This window comes from Staphylococcus sp. HMSC034C12, assembly GCF_001835895.1.
In the GTDB taxonomy this organism is placed as follows: domain Bacteria; phylum Bacillota; class Bacilli; order Staphylococcales; family Staphylococcaceae; genus Staphylococcus; species Staphylococcus hominis.
Window position 1 is genome coordinate 1 of sequence record NZ_KV826305.1, and the last position, 18,320, is coordinate 18,320.

Annotated in this window: 17 protein-coding genes and 1 pseudogene; 9 read left to right on the top strand and 9 right to left on the bottom strand. The window is 31.8% G+C overall.

Annotated elements, in window-relative coordinates:
- The first annotated feature begins 207 nt into the window (after nt 1–207).
- The gene (locus HMPREF2629_RS00635; protein ID WP_054105905.1) at nt 208–1,545 is read left to right on the top strand and encodes an aspartate aminotransferase family protein; all 1,338 of its coding nucleotides are present in this window, start codon (nt 208–210) and stop codon (nt 1,543–1,545) included.
- Between the two features lie 128 nt (nt 1,546–1,673).
- Here the strand turns inward: HMPREF2629_RS00635 and HMPREF2629_RS00640 are convergent, their stop codons facing one another.
- Nucleotides 1,674–3,125, bottom strand: a complete 1,452-nt coding sequence (locus HMPREF2629_RS00640; RefSeq protein ID WP_049416411.1) for an APC family permease — start codon at nt 3,123–3,125, stop codon at nt 1,674–1,676.
- Nucleotides 3,126–3,864: 739 nt separating this feature from the next.
- Here HMPREF2629_RS00640 and alsS point away from each other — a divergent pair.
- From alsS to HMPREF2629_RS00660, 4 genes are all read left to right on the top strand, one after another.
- Nucleotides 3,865–5,529 (top strand): acetolactate synthase AlsS, encoded by a 1,665-nt coding sequence (alsS, locus tag HMPREF2629_RS00645; protein ID WP_017175103.1) that lies wholly within the window; start codon nt 3,865–3,867, stop codon nt 5,527–5,529.
- 28 nt (nt 5,530–5,557) lie between these two features.
- On the top strand, nt 5,558–6,262 hold the full coding sequence (gene budA / locus HMPREF2629_RS00650; protein ID WP_002449310.1) for an acetolactate decarboxylase: 705 nt from the start codon (nt 5,558–5,560) through the stop codon (nt 6,260–6,262).
- 125 nt (nt 6,263–6,387) lie between these two features.
- Nucleotides 6,388–7,320, top strand: coding sequence for a zinc ribbon domain-containing protein (locus HMPREF2629_RS00655; RefSeq protein ID WP_019835162.1), 933 nt, complete (start codon nt 6,388–6,390; stop codon nt 7,318–7,320).
- 258 nt (nt 7,321–7,578) lie between these two features.
- Nucleotides 7,579–8,295 carry an epoxyqueuosine reductase QueH gene (locus HMPREF2629_RS00660; protein WP_049420463.1) on the top strand — a complete coding sequence of 239 codons (717 nt, stop codon included), beginning with the start codon at nt 7,579–7,581 and terminating at the stop codon, nt 8,293–8,295.
- 52 nt (nt 8,296–8,347) lie between these two features.
- Here the strand turns inward: HMPREF2629_RS00660 and HMPREF2629_RS00665 are convergent, their stop codons facing one another.
- Together HMPREF2629_RS00665 and HMPREF2629_RS00670 are read right to left on the bottom strand one after the other, a co-directional pair.
- Nucleotides 8,348–8,623: a hypothetical protein gene (locus tag HMPREF2629_RS00665; RefSeq protein WP_017175100.1), complete on the bottom strand. Its 276-nt coding sequence runs from the start codon at nt 8,621–8,623 to the stop codon at nt 8,348–8,350.
- Nucleotides 8,624–8,694: 71 nt separating this feature from the next.
- Complete coding sequence (locus HMPREF2629_RS00670) at nt 8,695–9,765, bottom strand: quinone-dependent dihydroorotate dehydrogenase (protein ID WP_017175099.1); 1,071 nt, start codon at nt 9,763–9,765, stop codon at nt 8,695–8,697.
- A gap of 225 nt (nt 9,766–9,990) precedes the next feature.
- Between HMPREF2629_RS00670 and HMPREF2629_RS00675 the strand changes: the two genes are divergently transcribed.
- Both HMPREF2629_RS00675 and HMPREF2629_RS00680 read left to right on the top strand, forming a co-directional pair.
- Nucleotides 9,991–10,845, top strand: a complete 855-nt coding sequence (locus HMPREF2629_RS00675) for a fructosamine kinase family protein (RefSeq protein ID WP_054105904.1) — start codon at nt 9,991–9,993, stop codon at nt 10,843–10,845.
- A 52-nt stretch (nt 10,846–10,897) separates the two neighbouring features.
- Nucleotides 10,898–11,071: pseudogene (locus tag HMPREF2629_RS00680) on the top strand (VOC family protein); the annotation flags it as partial.
- Between the two features lie 91 nt (nt 11,072–11,162).
- Here HMPREF2629_RS00680 and HMPREF2629_RS00685 read toward each other — a convergent pair.
- The 6 genes from HMPREF2629_RS00685 to HMPREF2629_RS00710 form a co-directional block, all read right to left on the bottom strand.
- Nucleotides 11,163–12,032 (bottom strand): DMT family transporter, encoded by an 870-nt coding sequence (locus tag HMPREF2629_RS00685; protein ID WP_049416418.1) that lies wholly within the window; start codon nt 12,030–12,032, stop codon nt 11,163–11,165.
- The gene (locus tag HMPREF2629_RS00690; protein WP_002449463.1) at nt 12,025–12,450 is read right to left on the bottom strand and encodes an NUDIX hydrolase; all 426 of its coding nucleotides are present in this window, start codon (nt 12,448–12,450) and stop codon (nt 12,025–12,027) included. The genes HMPREF2629_RS00685 and HMPREF2629_RS00690 overlap by 8 nt, the downstream gene beginning before the upstream one ends.
- Nucleotides 12,419–13,120 (bottom strand): class I SAM-dependent methyltransferase, encoded by a 702-nt coding sequence (locus HMPREF2629_RS00695; RefSeq protein ID WP_054105903.1) that lies wholly within the window; start codon nt 13,118–13,120, stop codon nt 12,419–12,421. The genes HMPREF2629_RS00690 and HMPREF2629_RS00695 overlap by 32 nt, the downstream gene beginning before the upstream one ends.
- Before the next feature lie 381 nt (nt 13,121–13,501).
- Complete coding sequence (locus tag HMPREF2629_RS00700) at nt 13,502–13,738, bottom strand: DUF896 domain-containing protein (protein WP_054105902.1); 237 nt, start codon at nt 13,736–13,738, stop codon at nt 13,502–13,504.
- A 12-nt stretch (nt 13,739–13,750) separates the two neighbouring features.
- Nucleotides 13,751–14,695, bottom strand: coding sequence for an LLM class oxidoreductase (locus HMPREF2629_RS00705; protein ID WP_054105901.1), 945 nt, complete (start codon nt 14,693–14,695; stop codon nt 13,751–13,753).
- A 157-nt stretch (nt 14,696–14,852) separates the two neighbouring features.
- Nucleotides 14,853–15,419, bottom strand: a complete 567-nt coding sequence (locus HMPREF2629_RS00710) for a TetR/AcrR family transcriptional regulator (protein ID WP_019835157.1) — start codon at nt 15,417–15,419, stop codon at nt 14,853–14,855.
- A gap of 289 nt (nt 15,420–15,708) precedes the next feature.
- On the opposite strand from HMPREF2629_RS00710, the gene HMPREF2629_RS00715 reads away from it, so the two are divergent.
- Together HMPREF2629_RS00715 and HMPREF2629_RS00720 are read left to right on the top strand one after the other, a co-directional pair.
- Nucleotides 15,709–16,767, top strand: coding sequence for a PTS sugar transporter subunit IIC (locus HMPREF2629_RS00715; protein ID WP_019835156.1), 1,059 nt, complete (start codon nt 15,709–15,711; stop codon nt 16,765–16,767).
- A gap of 110 nt (nt 16,768–16,877) precedes the next feature.
- Entirely contained in the window at nt 16,878–18,302 is a 1,425-nt protein-coding gene (locus tag HMPREF2629_RS00720; RefSeq protein ID WP_049416426.1) for a phosphate--AMP phosphotransferase, read from the top strand.
- Nucleotides 18,303–18,320 lie beyond the last annotated feature (18 nt).

An 18,320-nucleotide genomic window follows, 5' to 3' on the forward strand; every position in this document is an offset into this window, starting at 1 on the left:
CTAATTTGTTAGAAATTATGTCCCAGCCTCTTTTGTGATTTATTTTTATAATTGTTTAAAAGATAGAAACAATATATTTTAATTTTTCTGAAAATATTTACAAATCTGACAATTATTAGTAAGATATTGATTATTATCATAAGAATTGAAGTCAATAAAGAAAGTTAGATATAAGTTATTGACAACTTTGGGAGAGGATGAGTCAGCTTGAGTAAAGCAGAGGACATGATAAAAGAAGATAGTAAGTATTTTGCTACATCAGGACGTATAAAATATTATCCACTAGTGATTGATCATGGGTATGGGGCAACTTTAGTAGATATAGATGGAAAAGAATACATCGATTTGTTAGCTAGTGCAAGCTCACAAAATGTGGGTCATGCACCAAAACAGGTCACAGAGGCGATTAAAAAGCAAGCAGATAAATTTATTCATTATACCCCCGCATATATGTATCACGAGCCTTTAGTGAAACTGTCTAAAAAGTTATGCGATATTGCGCCAGGCGATTATGAAAAACGTGTCACATTTGGTTTGAGTGGTTCGGATGCGAATGATGGTATTATCAAATTTGCACGTGCTTATACAGGACGACCATATATTATCAGCTTTACAAATGCTTATCATGGCTCTACATTTGGAGCGTTATCAATGTCGGCTATCAGTTTAAATATGCGTAAACATTATGGCCCATTATTAAATGGATTTTATCATATTCCATTTCCAGATAAATACAGAGGGATGTTTGAACAATCTAAATCAAATACTGTTGAAGAATATTTAGCGCCATTAAAAGAGATGTTTGCTAAATATGTTCCAGCTGAGGAAGTAGCTTGTATCGTGTTAGAAACGATTCAAGGAGATGGCGGACTATTAGAACCAGTAGAGGGCTATTTTGAAGCACTTGAAACGTTATGTCGCGAATACGGCATTTTAATTGCCGTTGATGATATCCAACAAGGATTAGGTCGTACAGGTTCTTGGAGCTCTGTGGACCATTTTAACTTTACACCAGATCTCATTACATTTGGTAAATCATTAGCAGGTGGATTACCAATGTCAGCGATTGTGGGTCGAAAAGAAATTATTGAAAGTCTTGAAGCACCAGCACATCTATTTACGACAGGGGCAAATCCAGTAAGTTGTGAAGCGGCTCTTGCTACGATTGAAATGATAGAAAACGACGACTTACTAACAGCTAGTTCTGTAAAAGGAAACTACGTGCGTCAACGTATGAATCAATGGGTAGATCAATACGATTACGTAGGAGATGTGCGCGGTATTGGGTTATCGATTGGAATTGATATTGTTAAAGACAAACAGTCAAAAGAAAGAGCTGCTGAAGAAGCATTGAAAATTTGTAATTACTGTTTTGAACATGGTGTAGTGATTATTGCAGTTGCTGGGAACGTCTTACGTTTTCAACCACCACTCGTTATTACTTATGAACAGTTAGATAAAGCGTTAGATGTTATTGAAGAAGCGCTTCAAGCACTACAAGATGGTGATTTAAATCAATATAGTATAGAAGGACAAGGTTGGTAAAATATATTAAAAGAGCAAGAAAAGACGTGAAGTGAATGTCTTTTCTTGCTCTTTTTCAGTATACTCCCCTTAAAAAACAATTGAATGTTTCTTAAGGGGAGATGAGAAATATAAGTTAGTTCATTATCTTAATCTTTTGGTACGACATAATCATCTTCATCATTCTTTTTAGAATGTTTAATACCATAGAATACATAAATAACAATACCAACTAAGAACCAGATTAATGTATAAAGTTTAGCTTCAAAACTTAATCCCCAGAATACAAGCAAGACTAATAAAAAGGTAATGACAGGTAATACAGGGAAGAACGGTACTTTAAATGCTGGAACTGGTAAATCTTTGCCTTCACGTTTTCTTAAACTATACATTGCAATAGATACAAACATAAATGCAATTAATGTACCTGCTGAAATTAATTGAGCTAAGAAAGCAAATGGGAACATTGAACCAATTAAAACACCGATAACAGTCAGAATAACAAGCGCTCTATTAGGTAAATGTTTATCATTTAATTTGGCTAACCAAGAAGGTAATAATCCGTCACGACCAAATGAATAAAGTAAACGTGAACCAGCTAACATCATACCGATTAATGCTGTAAACATACCGATGACTGAAATAGCTTGAACTACTGCTGCTACTACACCATGTCCACTTTGACGAAGTGCCCAACCTACAGGTTCAGCATTCCCAGCATATTTTGAATAATGGAACATACCAACTAATACTAAAGCTACAGCTACGAATAAAACAATCGCAATGATTAATGATCCCAAAATACCACGTGGCATCGTTTTTTGCGGATTAATAGCTTCAGCTGAGTTGGCAGCAATTGAATCAAATCCTATGTATGCCAAGAAAATCATTGATACACCCGCATAAATACCTTGCCATCCACCAAAATCACCAGTTTCAGTGACTTTATGCTCAGGAATAAATGGAACATAGTTACTTGCTTGAATTGCTGTTAATCCAACAATAACGAATAAAACAATCGCTAGAACTTTTAAAATAACAAGAATATTTTCGATACGAGCAGCTTCACTCATACCACGAGATAATAATAATGCAGTTAAAATAATAACAATTGCTGCAACTAAGTCTATAATTCCTCCATTTGCACCAAAAGGGTTAGATAAAGACTTAGGTAACGCAATACCTAAAGGAGACACAAGTCCTCTTAAATTGGCTGAAAAACCAGAAGCTACAAAGGCAACGGCAATAAAGTATTCGGCAAGTAATGCCCAACCAGCTACCCATCCAAAGAATTCACCAAATAAAACGTTAATCCAAGAATATGCAGAACCAGCAAAAGGCATGGCTGCAGCCATTTCAGCATATGAAAATGCAACTAAACCAGCAACAATTGCAGCTAATAAGAAAGATAAAGCTACGGCTGGACCAGCATGCTCTGCTGCTACTACACCAGGTAGTGTGAAAATCGATGTTGATACAATAGTACCTACACCTAATGCAAGAAAATCTTTAACACGTAACGTACGTTTTAAATGTCCATCTTTACTTTGATAGATAGTGGGATCTTCTTTTCTAGTAAAATTTTTGAAAAAACTGGCCATAATTATGAACCTCCACTAATAAGTTTAAAATTTAATGAATTAGCTTGTTAGCTATATAACATTTATTATCATAGCATAAAAGAACGGTATTTTGTCTAAAATTTCTGAAAATTTCAAGTTTTCTTACTTTTAATCAAACAAGAATACATAACTAGAAAATTTAAATGATAGATTTGATTATATCAGATAAATCTAAAATAAAAACAACAAAAAAGAGTATATTTACTCCAAAAATATAAAAAGTAGTAATTATATCAATATTGGCACTATAATTATAGAAGACAAGTCAAGTCATTAGACCTTTTTAATTGTGTCATTTTACAATGGTTAAAGTATATTGACCTATTCCAATATGGAATGGTTACTATCGAAAATATGTATTTTATTAATGTTTCGATGCGTACTATAATAAGAAACGTAATAAAGTTACAACGTATTCAAATGTTCTAATAAGTATGTCTTACTATCATTCCCTTAAACATGACATATATAATAGAAAACTCCCATCTCATATTTGAATATGTCTAATTAACTGAGGTTACACTTCAACTTTAAAAATTGAAGTTATTTAAATATAAAGAAGCCGCAATTAACATGTGACTAAGTCTTTCCCTCTTTTTCCCTAAAAAAATAGACATGTGTGTGGCTTCTTTTTAATTGGGTATAAAAAAATAGAAAAGTAATTTTGAAATAAAAACTTTAAATTACAAATGTAAACTTGAAAGGATATGAATATAAAATGGCTAAAGAAAACTATTCTGCTGCAGATATGGTCATTGATACTTTAAAAAATAATAATGTGGATTATGTATTTGGTATTCCAGGTGCAAAAATCGACTATTTATTCGATGCATTAGAAGATGATGGTCCAGAACTTATCGTTACACGTCATGAACAAAATGCTGCAATGATGGCACAAGGCATTGGACGTTTAACAGGTAAACCTGGTGTTGCATTAGTAACAAGTGGTCCAGGGGTAAGTAACTTAACAACTGGATTATTAACAGCTACTTCAGAAGGTGACCCTGTATTAGCAATCGGTGGTCAAGTTAAACGAAATGATTTATTACGTCTTACTCACCAAGCTGTAGATAATGCTGCGTTACTAAAATCATCAACTAAATATAGTGCAGAGGTTCAAGATCCTGAATCATTATCTGAAGTTATGACAAATGCAATCCGCACTGCAACTTCTGGTAAAAATGGTGCAAGTTTCATTAGTATTCCACAAGACGTTATTTCATCTCAAGTGCAAAGTAAAGCAATCGACTTACCAGAAAAACCTCATTTAGGCGTACCAACAGATGAAGAAGTGAATGAAGTGCTTCAAGCAATTAAAGATGCTAAATTCCCTGTATTACTTGCAGGTATGAGAAGTTCTAGTGAAAAAGAAACAGAAGCAATTCGTAAATTTGTTGAAAAAACAAGCTTACCTGTTGTAGAAACTTTCCAAGGTGCTGGTGTAATTAGTCGTGAATTAGAAGACCATTTCTTTGGTCGTGTTGGTTTATTCCGTAACCAAGTGGGTGACGAATTACTAAGAAAAGCTGATTTAGTAGTTGCAATCGGTTATGATCCAATTGAATACGAAGCAAGTAACTGGAATAAAGAATTAGATACTGAAATTATCTCAATTGACGAAGTACATGCTGAAATTACAAATTACTTACGTCCTAAAAAAGAATTAGTAGGTAATATTGCAGGTACAATTCAAATGATGTCAGAAAAAGTGTCTGAACCAATTATTGATCAAAAACATTTAGATGACTTAGAAGAATTAAGAGCAAATATTATCGAAGCTACTGGTATTAAATATGAACATGAAGATGGTATTTTACATCCAGTAGAAATTATTAATACAATGCAAAAAACGTTAACTGATGATACAACTGTTACAGTAGACGTAGGTAGTCATTATATTTGGATGGCTCGTAAATTTAGAAGTTACAATCCAAGACACTTATTATTCAGTAACGGTATGCAAACTTTAGGTGTTGCGTTACCATGGGCTATAGCAGCTGCATTAGTACGTCCAAACACACAAGTTGTGTCAGTTGCTGGTGATGGTGGTTTCTTATTCTCAGGTCAAGATTTAGAAACTGCTGTACGTAAAAAATTAAATATCATTCAATTAATTTGGAATGATGGTAAATACAACATGGTTGAATTCCAAGAAGAAATGAAATATAAACGTGCAGCTGGCGTAGCATTTGGTCCAGTAGATTATGTTAAATATGCAGAGTCATTTGGTGCGAAAGGTATCCGAGTAACAAGCCCAGAAGAACTTGAAGCTGCAATTAAAGAAGGTTACGAAACAGAAGGACCTGTTTTAATTGATATTCCAGTAAATTATAAAGATAATATTAAATTATCAACAAATATGTTACCAGATTCTTTAAATTAATTTTCTAAAAATAGGAGTGAATATTAATATGGGTCATGTATTATATCAACATGGTACATTAGGTACATTGATGGCAGGTTTATTAGAAGGAACTGCCACAATCGATGAATTATTAAAACATGGTGATTCAGGACTAGCAACACTTACAGGTTCAGACGGTGAAGTTATCTTCATTAATGGAGAAGCTTACCATGCAAATGAAAAAAAAGAATTCGTTAAACTTAAAGGTGATGAATTAACACCTTTTGCAACAATTACTAAATTTGAAGCAGATGAATCTTATGAAACTTCTAATAAAGATTCTGAAACAGTATTAAATGAAGTAAAAGAACATATGTTAAGTGATAATTTATTCTCAGCAGTAAAAATCACTGGTAAATTTAAAAAAATGCATGTTCGTATGATGCCAAAACAAGAACCACCATATACAAGATTAATTGATTCAGCACGTAGACAACCTGAAGAAACTCAGGAAGATGTTAACGGTACAGTGATTGGCTTCTTTACACCTGAATTATTCCATGGTATTGGTTCTGGTGGTTTCCATATTCATTTCGCCAACGATGATCGTAATTTCGGCGGACACATTTTAGATTTTGAAGTAGATGATGTAAAAGTTGAAATTCAAAACTTTGAAACATTTGAACAACACTTCCCAATCGATAATAAAACATTCACTAATACTGAAATTGATTATGCAGATATCGATGCAGAAATTAGAGAAGCTGAATAATATATCATCATTAGAGTTCGAATCTTTTAAGATTCGAACTTTTTTATTTCATCAAAATAATATTTTAAGCAATTCAATTTAATGGTATAATGATTTCGAATTTTATGTTTATGGAGGTATATAGGATGCAATGTCCAAATTGTGGTCAGTCATATCAACAAGGAGATTTATTTTGTGGAGAATGTGGAACGAAATTAGATCAGATTACACCATCTACAACAACACCAGAATCATTAAACTTGGATAGTCATATAAACAAAAGTGTAAATCACTCTACTTCAAGTTCTGTTACTTCGCCAAATGCTATATCAAAAGAACAGCCTACAGTGAATCAATACAACAATATTGAGTCATCTCAAACGCAAGATGCACCTGATTATACATCTTATCAACAACGTTATGGTAATCCTGGTGCTTCAAGTCAAAAAGTTAAATCTGTTGTCGAAGAAAGTAAAAAATTCTTTAAACAAGTGTTTAAACGGCATGATACAATCATTGAGAGTCATCATTCATTTAGTTACTCATTATTAGCTTCATTAGTGATAGTGGGCTTATTAATTTTAGGATTTTTTATTCATTTTATGATTGAAGATAGTTTTGGTTATATCATTTCAGGAGTATTTACTATTGTTCTAAGAGTAATACTAGGCATCGCTATTGCTATAGCTATTCTTTTCTTTATTACTTATGGAGTGATACGTTTAACTGTACTTCAACCTTTTCAAATTAAAAAAGTTTTGTCAGACTTTATTTTAACGAATACATTATCAGTGCTTATACTTTTGTTAGGATTTATTTCACTATTTTTAAAACTTTATATTTTAAGTGGGGTATTAGGAGTATTTTCGATTATCTTATTATTCACATCATGTATATATTTAATTGCTAAATATAGTGTAAATAGAAAATTACGTATCCCTAGTTTTTACGGTGTTATCATATTTTTCGTTATTATTGGATTTGCATTACATTTATTTGGATCATCGTTAATTAGTCAATTCGATGATTTCGGAGTACTACGTAGATTATTTGGAAGAGGTTTTAGTGGCTTATTGTAAGCATTATGGAAGTAAACTTGTTCCAATTTAAAATGTATGTACTCAATGTGATACGCGTGTCATTAATGAATTTAAGTAATCACCATCTTTAAGAAATAATATAAAAAATACATAGGGCAATAAAAATTTTCAAAGAAATAGAAGATGAGGCTATTAAAAAAGTTCAAGATATAGTAAGTCGATAATATCTGATATATTTTTATTGTATAAGTCTCAAACTAAAAATAATATATAATATTTTATAAGGAGAATTGAGAAATGTTAAATGCTGAACCTATGATTAAGAAGATGAAAAATCAAAAAATCAATTATGATAGGGTGTTGAAAAAACTGATTAATCAATGGGAGCGTGAAGGCGTTCGCCCTAAAATTTTATTACATAGTTGTTGTGCACCTTGTAGCACATATACATTAGAATATCTATCTCAGTATGCAGATATTGCTATTTATTTTGCTAATCCTAACATTCATCCTAAAAATGAATACTTAAGACGTGCCAAAGTCCAAGCACAATTTGTAAAAGATTTTAATGAGAAGACTGGACATTCGGTAAAATATATTGAAGCTGATTATCAGCCATATGAATTTATGAAGATGGCGAAATCGCGTGGTCTTACTGAAGAACCTGAAGGTGGAAAACGTTGTACAGCGTGTTTTGAGATGCGTTTAGAGCTTGTCGCAGAAGCAGCAGTGAAGTATGGATATGATTATTTCGGTAGTGCATTAACATTATCTCCTAAAAAGAATGCTCAATTAATTAACGAACTCGGTATGGAAGTTCAACGATTATACAATACATATTATTTACCTAGTGATTTTAAGAAAAATAAAGGTTACGAACGGTCTATAGAAATGTGTAATGATTATAATATATTTAGACAATGTTATTGCGGATGTGTATTTGCAGCGATGGAACAAGGTATTGATTTTAAAAAAATTAATCGAGAAGCTAAAGCATTTTTAGAACAATTTTAAAAGGAGTAAGAGAGAATGAGTTAACCATTCTTTCTTACTCCTTCGCTTTTAGTTATAACGTACGATGGATAAAACGCACAATAGCTAAAATAGCAATAACAAGGGCAGATAGTAGTCCAGCAATTTTTATACCTTTCTTCTCTTTTTCAGGTTCAGGATCTTTATTTTCCATCATTTCTAATAGTTCACGTTCAATTTCAAGATCCAAAGCTGTTTTCTTTTCACCATTGTAACCGATACTATTATCGTATTCTTGAGAAGATTTGGCATCTTCAATGTTATTCTTATCTTTAGTTTGTGACTTTGTTTGTTTATCTTCTATAGTCATCAACATACCCTCCGATAGTACGTGCTACGTGTAATATTAGTATAGTACACTTTATCGTTTAGTGAAATATTTTAACGTCTAGCATCTAGTCCAATAATCTCACTAATATGACTATAATGGTTTGCTTTTAAATATTTAGCAATATCTCGATTAATCTTTTTAGTTAAACCAGGGCCTTCTATCACGAGGGATGAGTAGATTTGTACAAGTGACGCACCATTTCGCATCATTTGAATAGTATCTTGTGCACTAAAAATACCACCTGTACCAATGATTAAAAATTCGCCATTCGTTTGTTGATAAGCCCATTTTACAAGTTCTAAATTACGTTTAAATAAAGGTCGACCACTTAATCCTCCGTCTTCTACTTTATTTGGAGAAGATAATCCATCACGTTGACGTGTGGTATTGGCTAAAATCATACCATCAAAGGTTTCTGTAATTTGAGGTAAAATAGTTTTAAAACCTTCAAGTTCTAAATCTGAAGTTAGCTTTAAAAAGATTGGGACATTCACTTCGTGTTGTGCTTTATAATCTATTAAAGCATGACATAACATTGAAAATTCATCTTTATCATGGAAACTTTGTAAGTTTTCAGTATTAGGTGAGCTAATATTCACAGTGAAAAATGATACATCTGCTTTAAACGCATCGATGACTTTAATATAATCTTGATAACGCTCTTCGTAAGGTGTCGTTTTATTAACGCCCACATTTAAACCTACAGGAATAGTGTAAGCATGACGTCTTAAATTCCATAAAGCTTTATTCATCCCCATATTATTAAAGCCCATACGATTGATTAAGGCATCATCTTCAAGTAAGCGATACATACGCGGTTTAGGATTGCCATCTTGTGGTTTAGGTGTAATGCCACCAAGTTCAAGAGCACCGAAACCAGCATTTTCAAGTGCTTTAGGCACTTCACATGATTTATCAAAACCAGCAGCTAAACCAACTGGATTTTTAAATGTTATCCCTTTAATGTTTTGTGAAAGAGAGGGGTGTTCATATGTAAATAATTTATTTACAAAAGGTAGTAAAAAAGCGTTTTTCTGAGTGAATTTTAAGGCATCTACTGTTAATCCATGTGCCTTTTCAGGTTCGATTTTGAATAAAAGAGGTTTAATTAATTTGTACATAATAATGCTCCATTTCATTGTATTTGAGGCTTACGATCCTCATTTAATATCATTGAAAAAACATTCCTTTAATAGACTAGCACGTTCGATTAAAAATGAATAGTCAAATTTGAAAGTGTTTGAAAAATTGCCTAACTTTAAATCATTTTGGAATGACAAAGGTTAAAGCACATCCATTTAGGTAATAGAATAGTAGATAAAGAATTGGACTAAGGAGGATAATTAATGAAATCAGATTGGAAAAATCAATTACCTTTAGAGGGTATTCAAGATATTTCACCAGTAAGCGGTGGAGATGTAAATGAAGCATTTAAAATTACAACAAACGATGATATATATTTTTTATTAGTTCAAAGAAATCGTAAACCCTCTTTCTACGCTGCCGAAATGGCTGGACTAGAAGCATTTGAAAAAGCAGATATTACAGCACCAAGAGTGATTGAAAATGGCGAAATTAATGGCGATGCGTATCTATTACTCAGTTATTTAGAAGAAGGCGGTAAAGGAAGTCAAAAAGAATTAGGACAACTTGTAGCCAAAATGCATAGTCATCAACAGTCAGAAGGTAAGTTTGGATTCGAGTTACCTTATGAAGGGGCTGATGTCTCATTTGATAATACATGGTCAGAGTCTTGGAGTGAAATTTTTGTAGAACGGCGTATGGATCATTTAAGAGATGAACTATTACGTAAAAATTTATGGAATGAAGAAGATAATAAAGTATACGAACAAGCACGTTCTGTTATGATTAATGAATTAGAAAATCATAATAGCAAACCGTCTCTTTTACACGGTGATTTATGGGGCGGTAATTATATGTTTTTAAAAGATGGGCGTCCCGCTTTATTTGATCCAGCCCCGTTATATGGAGATAGAGAATTTGATCTAGGTATCACTACTGTCTTCGGTGGATTTACACAAGAGTTTTATAATGAATATGAAAAGCATTATCCTTTAGGAAAAGGAGCAGAAAAACGCTTAGAGTTCTATAGATTATATTTATTCATGGTGCATTTAGTTAAATTTGGTGGTATGTATGCAAGTAGTGTGAATCGTTCAATGGATCACATATTGGCCTAATAAAATACTTCGGGTTAAGTCGTCTTAATCCGAAGTTGTTTCTTTCGTCTTTAATGAAGTGATTATATCATTAGGTGTTAAAACTAATAATGAAGTGGATGAATTAATGCATAAAGTGGAAGCATTAGGTGGTAAGGTGATTGATGAACCTAAGACTTCTCAAGGTTATTACGGTGCAACATTTGCTGATCCAGATGGACATAAATATAATTTCTTAGTTTGTTAGTTCAATTAATTTTATAAAATACGCCAATTAATATACGCCCCAAAGTTAGAATGAGATCTAATGGTAGGGCGCATTTTTAATGAAAAAGTTATCATGAAGACGTTTTTTTATCTTTATATAGATTCATATAAATAATAGAAATAATGATTAAAATCGCGCCGGTTATGAATTTAGACGTTAATGGTAAAGGGAAAAACGGGAAAGAAAATATAAACACAAATATAGGATTGAGGGTTCTTATAATATTCGCTTCACGAAACGAAATGTATTTCAAACCTTCATAAAATAATAAAAGTCCTATTACGCCACTACACAAAGCAGAAAGTAAAATAGAGAACAAGCCTATGCTTATATGTATGGTATGTAAATGATTAGTCACAATTAATATGATACCTAGCAACAAAGTAGAAGTCGCTTGATTGTATAGTAAGATGGTTTTAGAATCAATGTCTTTGACGGTCTTTTTAGCTAACATATTCGTTAGCGCAAAAAAGAATGTATAAGATAGGGTGACAATCACACCTAATATACTGTTAAAATCACCTGAAAAATGAGTAATCAAGAATGAACCTATAACAGCAAAAATTATAGGAAGGGTATCGTTTTTGCACAACGTTTCATTTAGAAAGAGCACTGAAAGAAACAACGCAAATATAATATAAAATCTTCCTAATAATCCAACACTAACTGGATCTAACAAACTTAAACTTACATATTGGAGTAAAATACCTATTGTATTAGTAATACCTAAGAGCCATATAAATTTGTTATGATAGATTTTTATTTTACTTTTATCGAGTAATACAGTTATTAATAATATTAAAGTTGAAAACAAAGCATTAAAAAAACTTGCTTGAATAGGTGATAAATCAGTGAGTGAAAGTTTGTTTAATATTGGGGTTAAAGACATGATTGCTACGGAAATAATATTAAATAAATACCCTTTTTTAACCTTATTCATGGTATGCCCCTAAATATTTAAAAATTTCTTCATATAACCCATCTTGAAATGATAATAAATTTTTGTCTAATGGTTCTTTCGTAAGTATTCTTTCAGTAGTTTCTGAATATTTCGGTATATCTTTAAAATAGCTTACTTCAGCTTTTGTAATTGTAGTGGTATGGCCATTTGGTAGTATATAGTAACCTAAATAGTCTATATCACTTTCATTGATGACAGCGCCAGACTCTTCATAAGCCTCTCTGATAGCTGTCTCATTCATCGTTTCATTATGGTTTACCTTACCTCCTGTTAATTCCCATGCTCTTTTTTTATTTTTAACAAAAACAAGATGTCCTTGATAGGTTAAAACAATTAAAACAGAATCATATTTTGTAACTGTCTCATTAAATTGAAGTTTGATATGATTTATAATCATTTTTATCTACCTCCTTTATGAGGTAGATATAACTGTAGAATCCCAAATTTTTATTAAAAACATTTAATATTTGATCAATTGATGAAATCAGTTTAAAACTGATTGAGTCGTTCTTAAAAGTCTTTCGTGAGACTACTTTAAAACCATATTTATTAGCTATCTTTTCTAAATCATTTACGCTATATTCCGTTTGATAACCAAATTTCCAAACTTTTAATAAAATTTTTATTTTCTTATCTAAAATACCAAACGAATATTTATTTGGTGTCATTAATATAAGGTGTCCATTAGTTTTCAATACTCTATACATTTCCTTCATGACTTTATCAGGGTTTAGAAAATGTTCTATAACACCTAATGAAATAACTGTATCAAATGTATTTTGAGGGTAAGGTAAATTTTGAACATCTCCAATAACATACTTAAATTTGATTCCAGTTTTAATCATATACTCAGTTGCAATACTTTTTGCATTTTCAGAAATATCAATACCATGTCCTTCAATTTTATAATTCTCAATAAGTTTGAATAGGATGGCCCCATCCCCGCATCCAGCTTCTAATACTTTATCTCCTGGACTAAAATAATATTCATTATAAATAAATGTTTTTAATTTATCTTTTGCTCTTTCAATTCTTGATGGTGGGAAATTATATGATACTTTATTCATAGATGCACCTTCTTAGTTGTTTTATATATTTATTTTATATAATATCATAATTATTATCGTGATAAGTTATGATATTTGATTCTATACCTGAATATATCTTATAAATAAACATTTGTGGCTTGGACTATTCTACGATAGACTATGAAATATATTTGTTGAGTGGCATATAGAATCAGTCGCATAAACGAACATAAGTGAGCAATTACTTCATTAAGTAGTTTTAATTATTAAAATCAAAGAACTACTTTATATTTTCCCTAGGAAAGGGTTTCAACAAAATGAGCTGTGATTCAATTAAGAACTTTACTCAAAATATGGACATAAAAACTCTGCCCTCAAAGTCAGAACTTTGAAGGCAGTCTAAGTCTTGATAATAAAATTTTAGTTTTTTTGAATATTGCCGTATTCTTCTCTTAAGTCATACACTTTATCAGGTGTAACGTCTTGACCAAGTGGATCGACAACTTTCATAGTTGAGAACGTATGAAGGACTTGGCCTCTAATCATTCCTAAATATTCTTGTCTTAATTGATGTTGTTCTTGTTTTTCTTCAACACTCAAACTTTCCACTTTTTCTTTATTTGCTAATTGATTAATTCTTTCTAATAATTCTCTCATTAATTTTTCCTCCTAAATGGTATGAGCTGGAAAATGGGGTGTGATATATGTTCCAACTTCTTCTATAAGTGCTTCGATATCACGATCATCATTTGTAAATCTTAAGATAATATGATTTGTATTAATGGATTCATAAGCTTTTAATATTTGTAGTAAATTTTTACGTCCAGTACGGAAACCACCTTTAATCGGTTTTACGGTTTCATTTGGATTTTGGGATAAATCAATCATTAGAATATTCATAAACGGTTTGAATCGGTCGGTACCACTATGCCAAGCTTCAACTAATTTCTTTTGATCTTGAAAAGGTTGTGCGTAAAATAGCCAACCATCCATATGCTGTTGTAACCAGGACATGGATTGTCTTGAGTAGCCTGTACCAAACATCGGAATCGTATGATGTTTAGGCAATACTTGTAACCCAGAATCCTCATATAATTCAAAAATTGAATTTGAAATGTTGGGAGAATGTGATTGCCAAAGTGCTCTTAATGATTGAATGGTTGTTTGATAACGTTCTGTTAATGCACTTTCATCTACTTTAAATGCAGGGAATTCGAAAGAACGATCACCGGTAGCCATACCGAGTAATAAACGTTGATTGGAAATAAGATCAAGTGAGGCTGCTGATTTAGCTAAATGGATAGGATGACGTAGTGTTGCCACAATACTGCTGGTCCCAAGTGCAATTTTTGAGGTAAACGCACTTAAATACGTTAGGAAAACAAATGGGTCGTAATTTTCAGTTACAGATCCTAAATGAGGACTATATAGTGGATTATCTCTTACGAATAAACTTGTAAATCCTAATCGTTCAGCTTGTTGTGCAAACTTCACTTGTTCGTTAAAATCAATATGCTCTTTATTTTTACTATCAAATGGTATGGATAGACCTAATGTTAATTTATGATTTTTAAAGGTACGTTTAAAACCCTCATGATTTTCTATCTTGGACATATCATCCCTCCTAACTAAACTTTATATAAACAACACTTATTATCTAAACAACAAGTGTTGTTTATAATATAACCTAAATAATCATTTTATGCAAGTCGCATGCTTTTCTATAAAACAACACTTACAATCATTAAGACTGTAAGTGTTGTTTATAGAATTATAGATTTGTAATATGGTGAAGTAAAAATGGTAAGTTTTGATCAATAAATTGCTCAGCACTTAGTTCGCTTGTATCTAACCAATGTCTTGCCAGTCCACATAAACCAGCGGCTAAAAAGCTTGCGCTATTTTCAATAATACTAGAATCGTGCTCGGGATATTTATGTTGTAACATAAGGGTAAACATAGCTTCCAACTCGTTGTTAATGCATTTATGAGCATGGTTACAAAATGTCTCACGATTGAGTTTGCAAGCATTTTGTACATTTTCCAAATAATATGCTATCGAGACAAATAATTTAGAGATAATCTGACCATTGAGCGTTTCTGAAATAGACAACGTTTCTTTAATATCTTTAAGAACAGTCATTGATAATGAATAATCTAATATTTCATATTTATCATTAAAGTGTGCGTAAAATGTAGCCCGATTAACAGTAGCACGGTCAGTAATATTTTTTACTGTAATTTGGGTCATTTCTTTTTCTTGTGACACATTTAGAAATGCTTCTACGAGTAATTGTTTTGTACGTATGACTCTTGGATCCATTTTATTGCTTGGCACAAAGACATCCCTTTCATTTTAAAATGTGATTACTTTAAATTATTAAACGAACAAAGAAGGTTGTCAAAGAGTATGATTACTCTTTCTATTTTAAACTATTATAATAGAAGCAACTCGTTTTTTCTTTTTAAATTACATACATATTGTTGGTCAAAATTCTTAAAATATCCATAAAACCAGAAAAATTTAAGAAAATGATAAAATAAATATTCTGAAAATTTAGAAAATGTGTTATAGTATTTTTTATCATTACTTAATACAATAACAAAATATTATAGGAGGTATAAGAATGACAACAGAACTTAGAAAAATAAGCGTTGGAGATTTTATTTTTAGAGTACTTTCCGGAGTGGCTATTGGGATTGTGGTAGGTTTAGTACCGAATGCCATTTTAGGTGAAATCTTTAAAGCTCTTATGCATCACCATCCTATTTTTGCAACATTACTACATGTTGTTCAAGCATTACAATTTACTGTACCAGCATTAGTAGGTGCGTTAATTGCGATTAAATTTAATATGACTCCTCTTGCGATTGCAGTCGTATCAAGTGCAGCTTATGTAGGAAGTGGTGCTGCTCAATTTAAGAATGGGGCTTGGATTATTGCAGGTATTGGTGATCTAATCAATACGATGATTACTGCAGCAATTGCAGTTTTATTTATTCTACTTATTGAAAAACGTGTAGGAAGTATGGCATTGATTGTTTATCCAACAATTGTTGGAGGTCTCTCAGCTACAATTGGTGTGCTCATCCTACCATATGTACATACTATAAATATTGCGATTGGTAATATGATTAATAGTTTCACTGAATTACAACCTGTATTGATGTGTATGTTAATCTCAATGGTATTTAGTTTTATTATTATTTCCCCATTATCAACAGTAGCTATTGCTATTGCCATTGGTATTACAGGTTTGGCAGCCGGTTCAGCTTCAATTGGTATTTCAGCTACTGAAGCGGTTTTACTTATTGGCACAAGTCAAGTAAATCGTGTTGCAGTACCAATTTCTATTTTCTTTGGTGGCGTGAAAATGATGATGCCAAATATGGTGAAATATCCAATTATTATGCTACCTATTTTGATTACCGCAGCGGTTTCTGGTGTAGTTGGTAGTCTTATCGGTATTGCTGGAACAAAAGAGTCTGCTGGGTTTGGATTTATTGGTATGATTGGGCCGATTAGTGCATTTAAATTTTTACACGTCGATTCAGCTGTTATGAGTATCATACTAATTATTATTGGATTTTTTGTTGTACCTTTAGTAACAGCATTTATACTAGATGTTATTTTACGCAGAGTCTTAAAATTATTTACAAATGATATTTACAAATTTATGGGATAAACGCATTAGCCTGGGACATGATGAATTGTCTCAGGCATTTTTAAATTTAAACGATAAACGCCAATAATGTTACAATAAAATAGAAAAAAGATTAAAAGGATGAAGGGTTAATGGCGAAAAAAATTGAAGCTTTAGCATTAAAAACAGCAGAATTAACACGACGTACACATGAACTAGGCATTCCAGTGATGATATTATTTGAAGGTGTACCTGCATCTGGGAAGACGCGCTTATCTAATGAGTTATTATTAAATTTAGATGCGAAGTATACACAATTTATTGCGACACAGTCACCTAAACAGGATGATTTAAGATATCAATTTTTACAAAAATATTGGAATACCTTACCTAAAAAAGGTGATATAAATATTTATTTTAGAAGCTGGTATTCTCATTATCTAGATTATAGAGAAAATAAAATTAAACACGACAAATATAAAAACTATGATGTACTCAAACAACAAATTTCTTCTTTTGAAAATATGCTTAAACGAGATCACTATGAAATCATTAAGTTTTTCATAGAAATTAATGAAGAAAAACGTCAAGAACATATTCAACAAACCAAAGATAATCCATTGACGCGTTGGAAAGTTCAAGAATATAGTAATGTACTTTCAACAGATATTTATCTTAAAGACATGCGTCAATTTATAAAAAATGATAAAGCATGGGAAATCATTGATTATACCGAAAGAGAAAAAGCGATTGAAACAATGTATGAACATATTATCAAACGTCTTGAAACAGCGATTGAGAAGCATGAGCAAAAAGAAGAACAGCGAGACGGTAAATTTCATTCTAATTTTAAAACATACCTTTTTGATAGAAAGGTGGATAAAGTAAAAAAAGATGAATATAAACAGCTCATTGAGGAATTGCAAAATCGTATGAGAGAAATTCAATTCGCTTTATATGATAGAAAGATTCCACTTATTTTAGTATTTGAAGGTATGGATGCAGCTGGTAAAGGCGGAAATATTAAACGAATTAGAGAAAAATTAGATCCAACGGGTTATCGAGTGAATGGCATTAGTGCCCCTACAGATGTTGAATTAAAACATCATTATTTATGGAGATTTGCGAAAGAAATGCCAAGAACTGGGCACATCGAATTATTCGATAGAAGTTGGTATGGTCGTGTATTGGTAGAGCGTGTCGAAGGTTTTGCTACTGTCGATGAATGGCAACGTGCATATGATGAAATAAACGCATTTGAGAAAATGTGGACAGATGAAGGAGCGATTATTTTAAAGTTCTTCCTTACATTAGATAAAGAAGAACAATTAAAACGTTTTAAAGATCGTCAAGAAAATGTTAATAAACAATGGAAAATTACAGATGAAGACTGGAGAAATAGAGAAAAATGGGATTTATACGTGGAATCAAGTCACGATATGGTTGAGAAAACAAATACATCCTATGCGCCATGGCTTGTTGTCCCTGCTGATCATAAAAAAACCTCTCGTATTGAGATACTAAAATATATTATTCGTAATTGTGAAAAGGTACTTTGGGGAGTAAAGGATTATTAAAAATAAATAAGGAAACTT

Excerpts from the sequence above, each read along its gene's own strand:
- HMPREF2629_RS00695 (WP_054105903.1), bottom strand. The coding sequence starts at position 13,120 with ATGAATAAAGTATCATATAATTTCCCACCATCAAGAATTGAAAGAGCA.
- alsS (WP_017175103.1), top strand. The coding sequence starts at position 3,865 with ATGGCTAAAGAAAACTATTCTGCTGCAGATATGGTCATTGATACTTTA.
- budA (WP_002449310.1), top strand. The coding sequence starts at position 5,558 with ATGGGTCATGTATTATATCAACATGGTACATTAGGTACATTGATGGCA.
- HMPREF2629_RS00690 (WP_002449463.1), bottom strand. The coding sequence starts at position 12,450 with ATGATTATAAATCATATCAAACTTCAATTTAATGAGACAGTTACAAAA.
- HMPREF2629_RS00655 (WP_019835162.1), top strand. The coding sequence starts at position 6,388 with ATGCAATGTCCAAATTGTGGTCAGTCATATCAACAAGGAGATTTATTT.
- HMPREF2629_RS00705 (WP_054105901.1), bottom strand. The coding sequence starts at position 14,695 with ATGTCCAAGATAGAAAATCATGAGGGTTTTAAACGTACCTTTAAAAAT.
- HMPREF2629_RS00700 (WP_054105902.1), bottom strand. The coding sequence starts at position 13,738 with ATGAGAGAATTATTAGAAAGAATTAATCAATTAGCAAATAAAGAAAAA.
- HMPREF2629_RS00685 (WP_049416418.1), bottom strand. The coding sequence starts at position 12,032 with ATGAATAAGGTTAAAAAAGGGTATTTATTTAATATTATTTCCGTAGCA.
- HMPREF2629_RS00675 (WP_054105904.1), top strand. The coding sequence starts at position 9,991 with ATGAAATCAGATTGGAAAAATCAATTACCTTTAGAGGGTATTCAAGAT.
- HMPREF2629_RS00720 (WP_049416426.1), top strand. The coding sequence starts at position 16,878 with ATGGCGAAAAAAATTGAAGCTTTAGCATTAAAAACAGCAGAATTAACA.
- HMPREF2629_RS00640 (WP_049416411.1), bottom strand. The coding sequence starts at position 3,125 with ATGGCCAGTTTTTTCAAAAATTTTACTAGAAAAGAAGATCCCACTATC.
- HMPREF2629_RS00715 (WP_019835156.1), top strand. The coding sequence starts at position 15,709 with ATGACAACAGAACTTAGAAAAATAAGCGTTGGAGATTTTATTTTTAGA.
- HMPREF2629_RS00665 (WP_017175100.1), bottom strand. The coding sequence starts at position 8,623 with ATGACTATAGAAGATAAACAAACAAAGTCACAAACTAAAGATAAGAAT.
- HMPREF2629_RS00660 (WP_049420463.1), top strand. The coding sequence starts at position 7,579 with ATGTTAAATGCTGAACCTATGATTAAGAAGATGAAAAATCAAAAAATC.
- HMPREF2629_RS00670 (WP_017175099.1), bottom strand. The coding sequence starts at position 9,765 with ATGTACAAATTAATTAAACCTCTTTTATTCAAAATCGAACCTGAAAAG.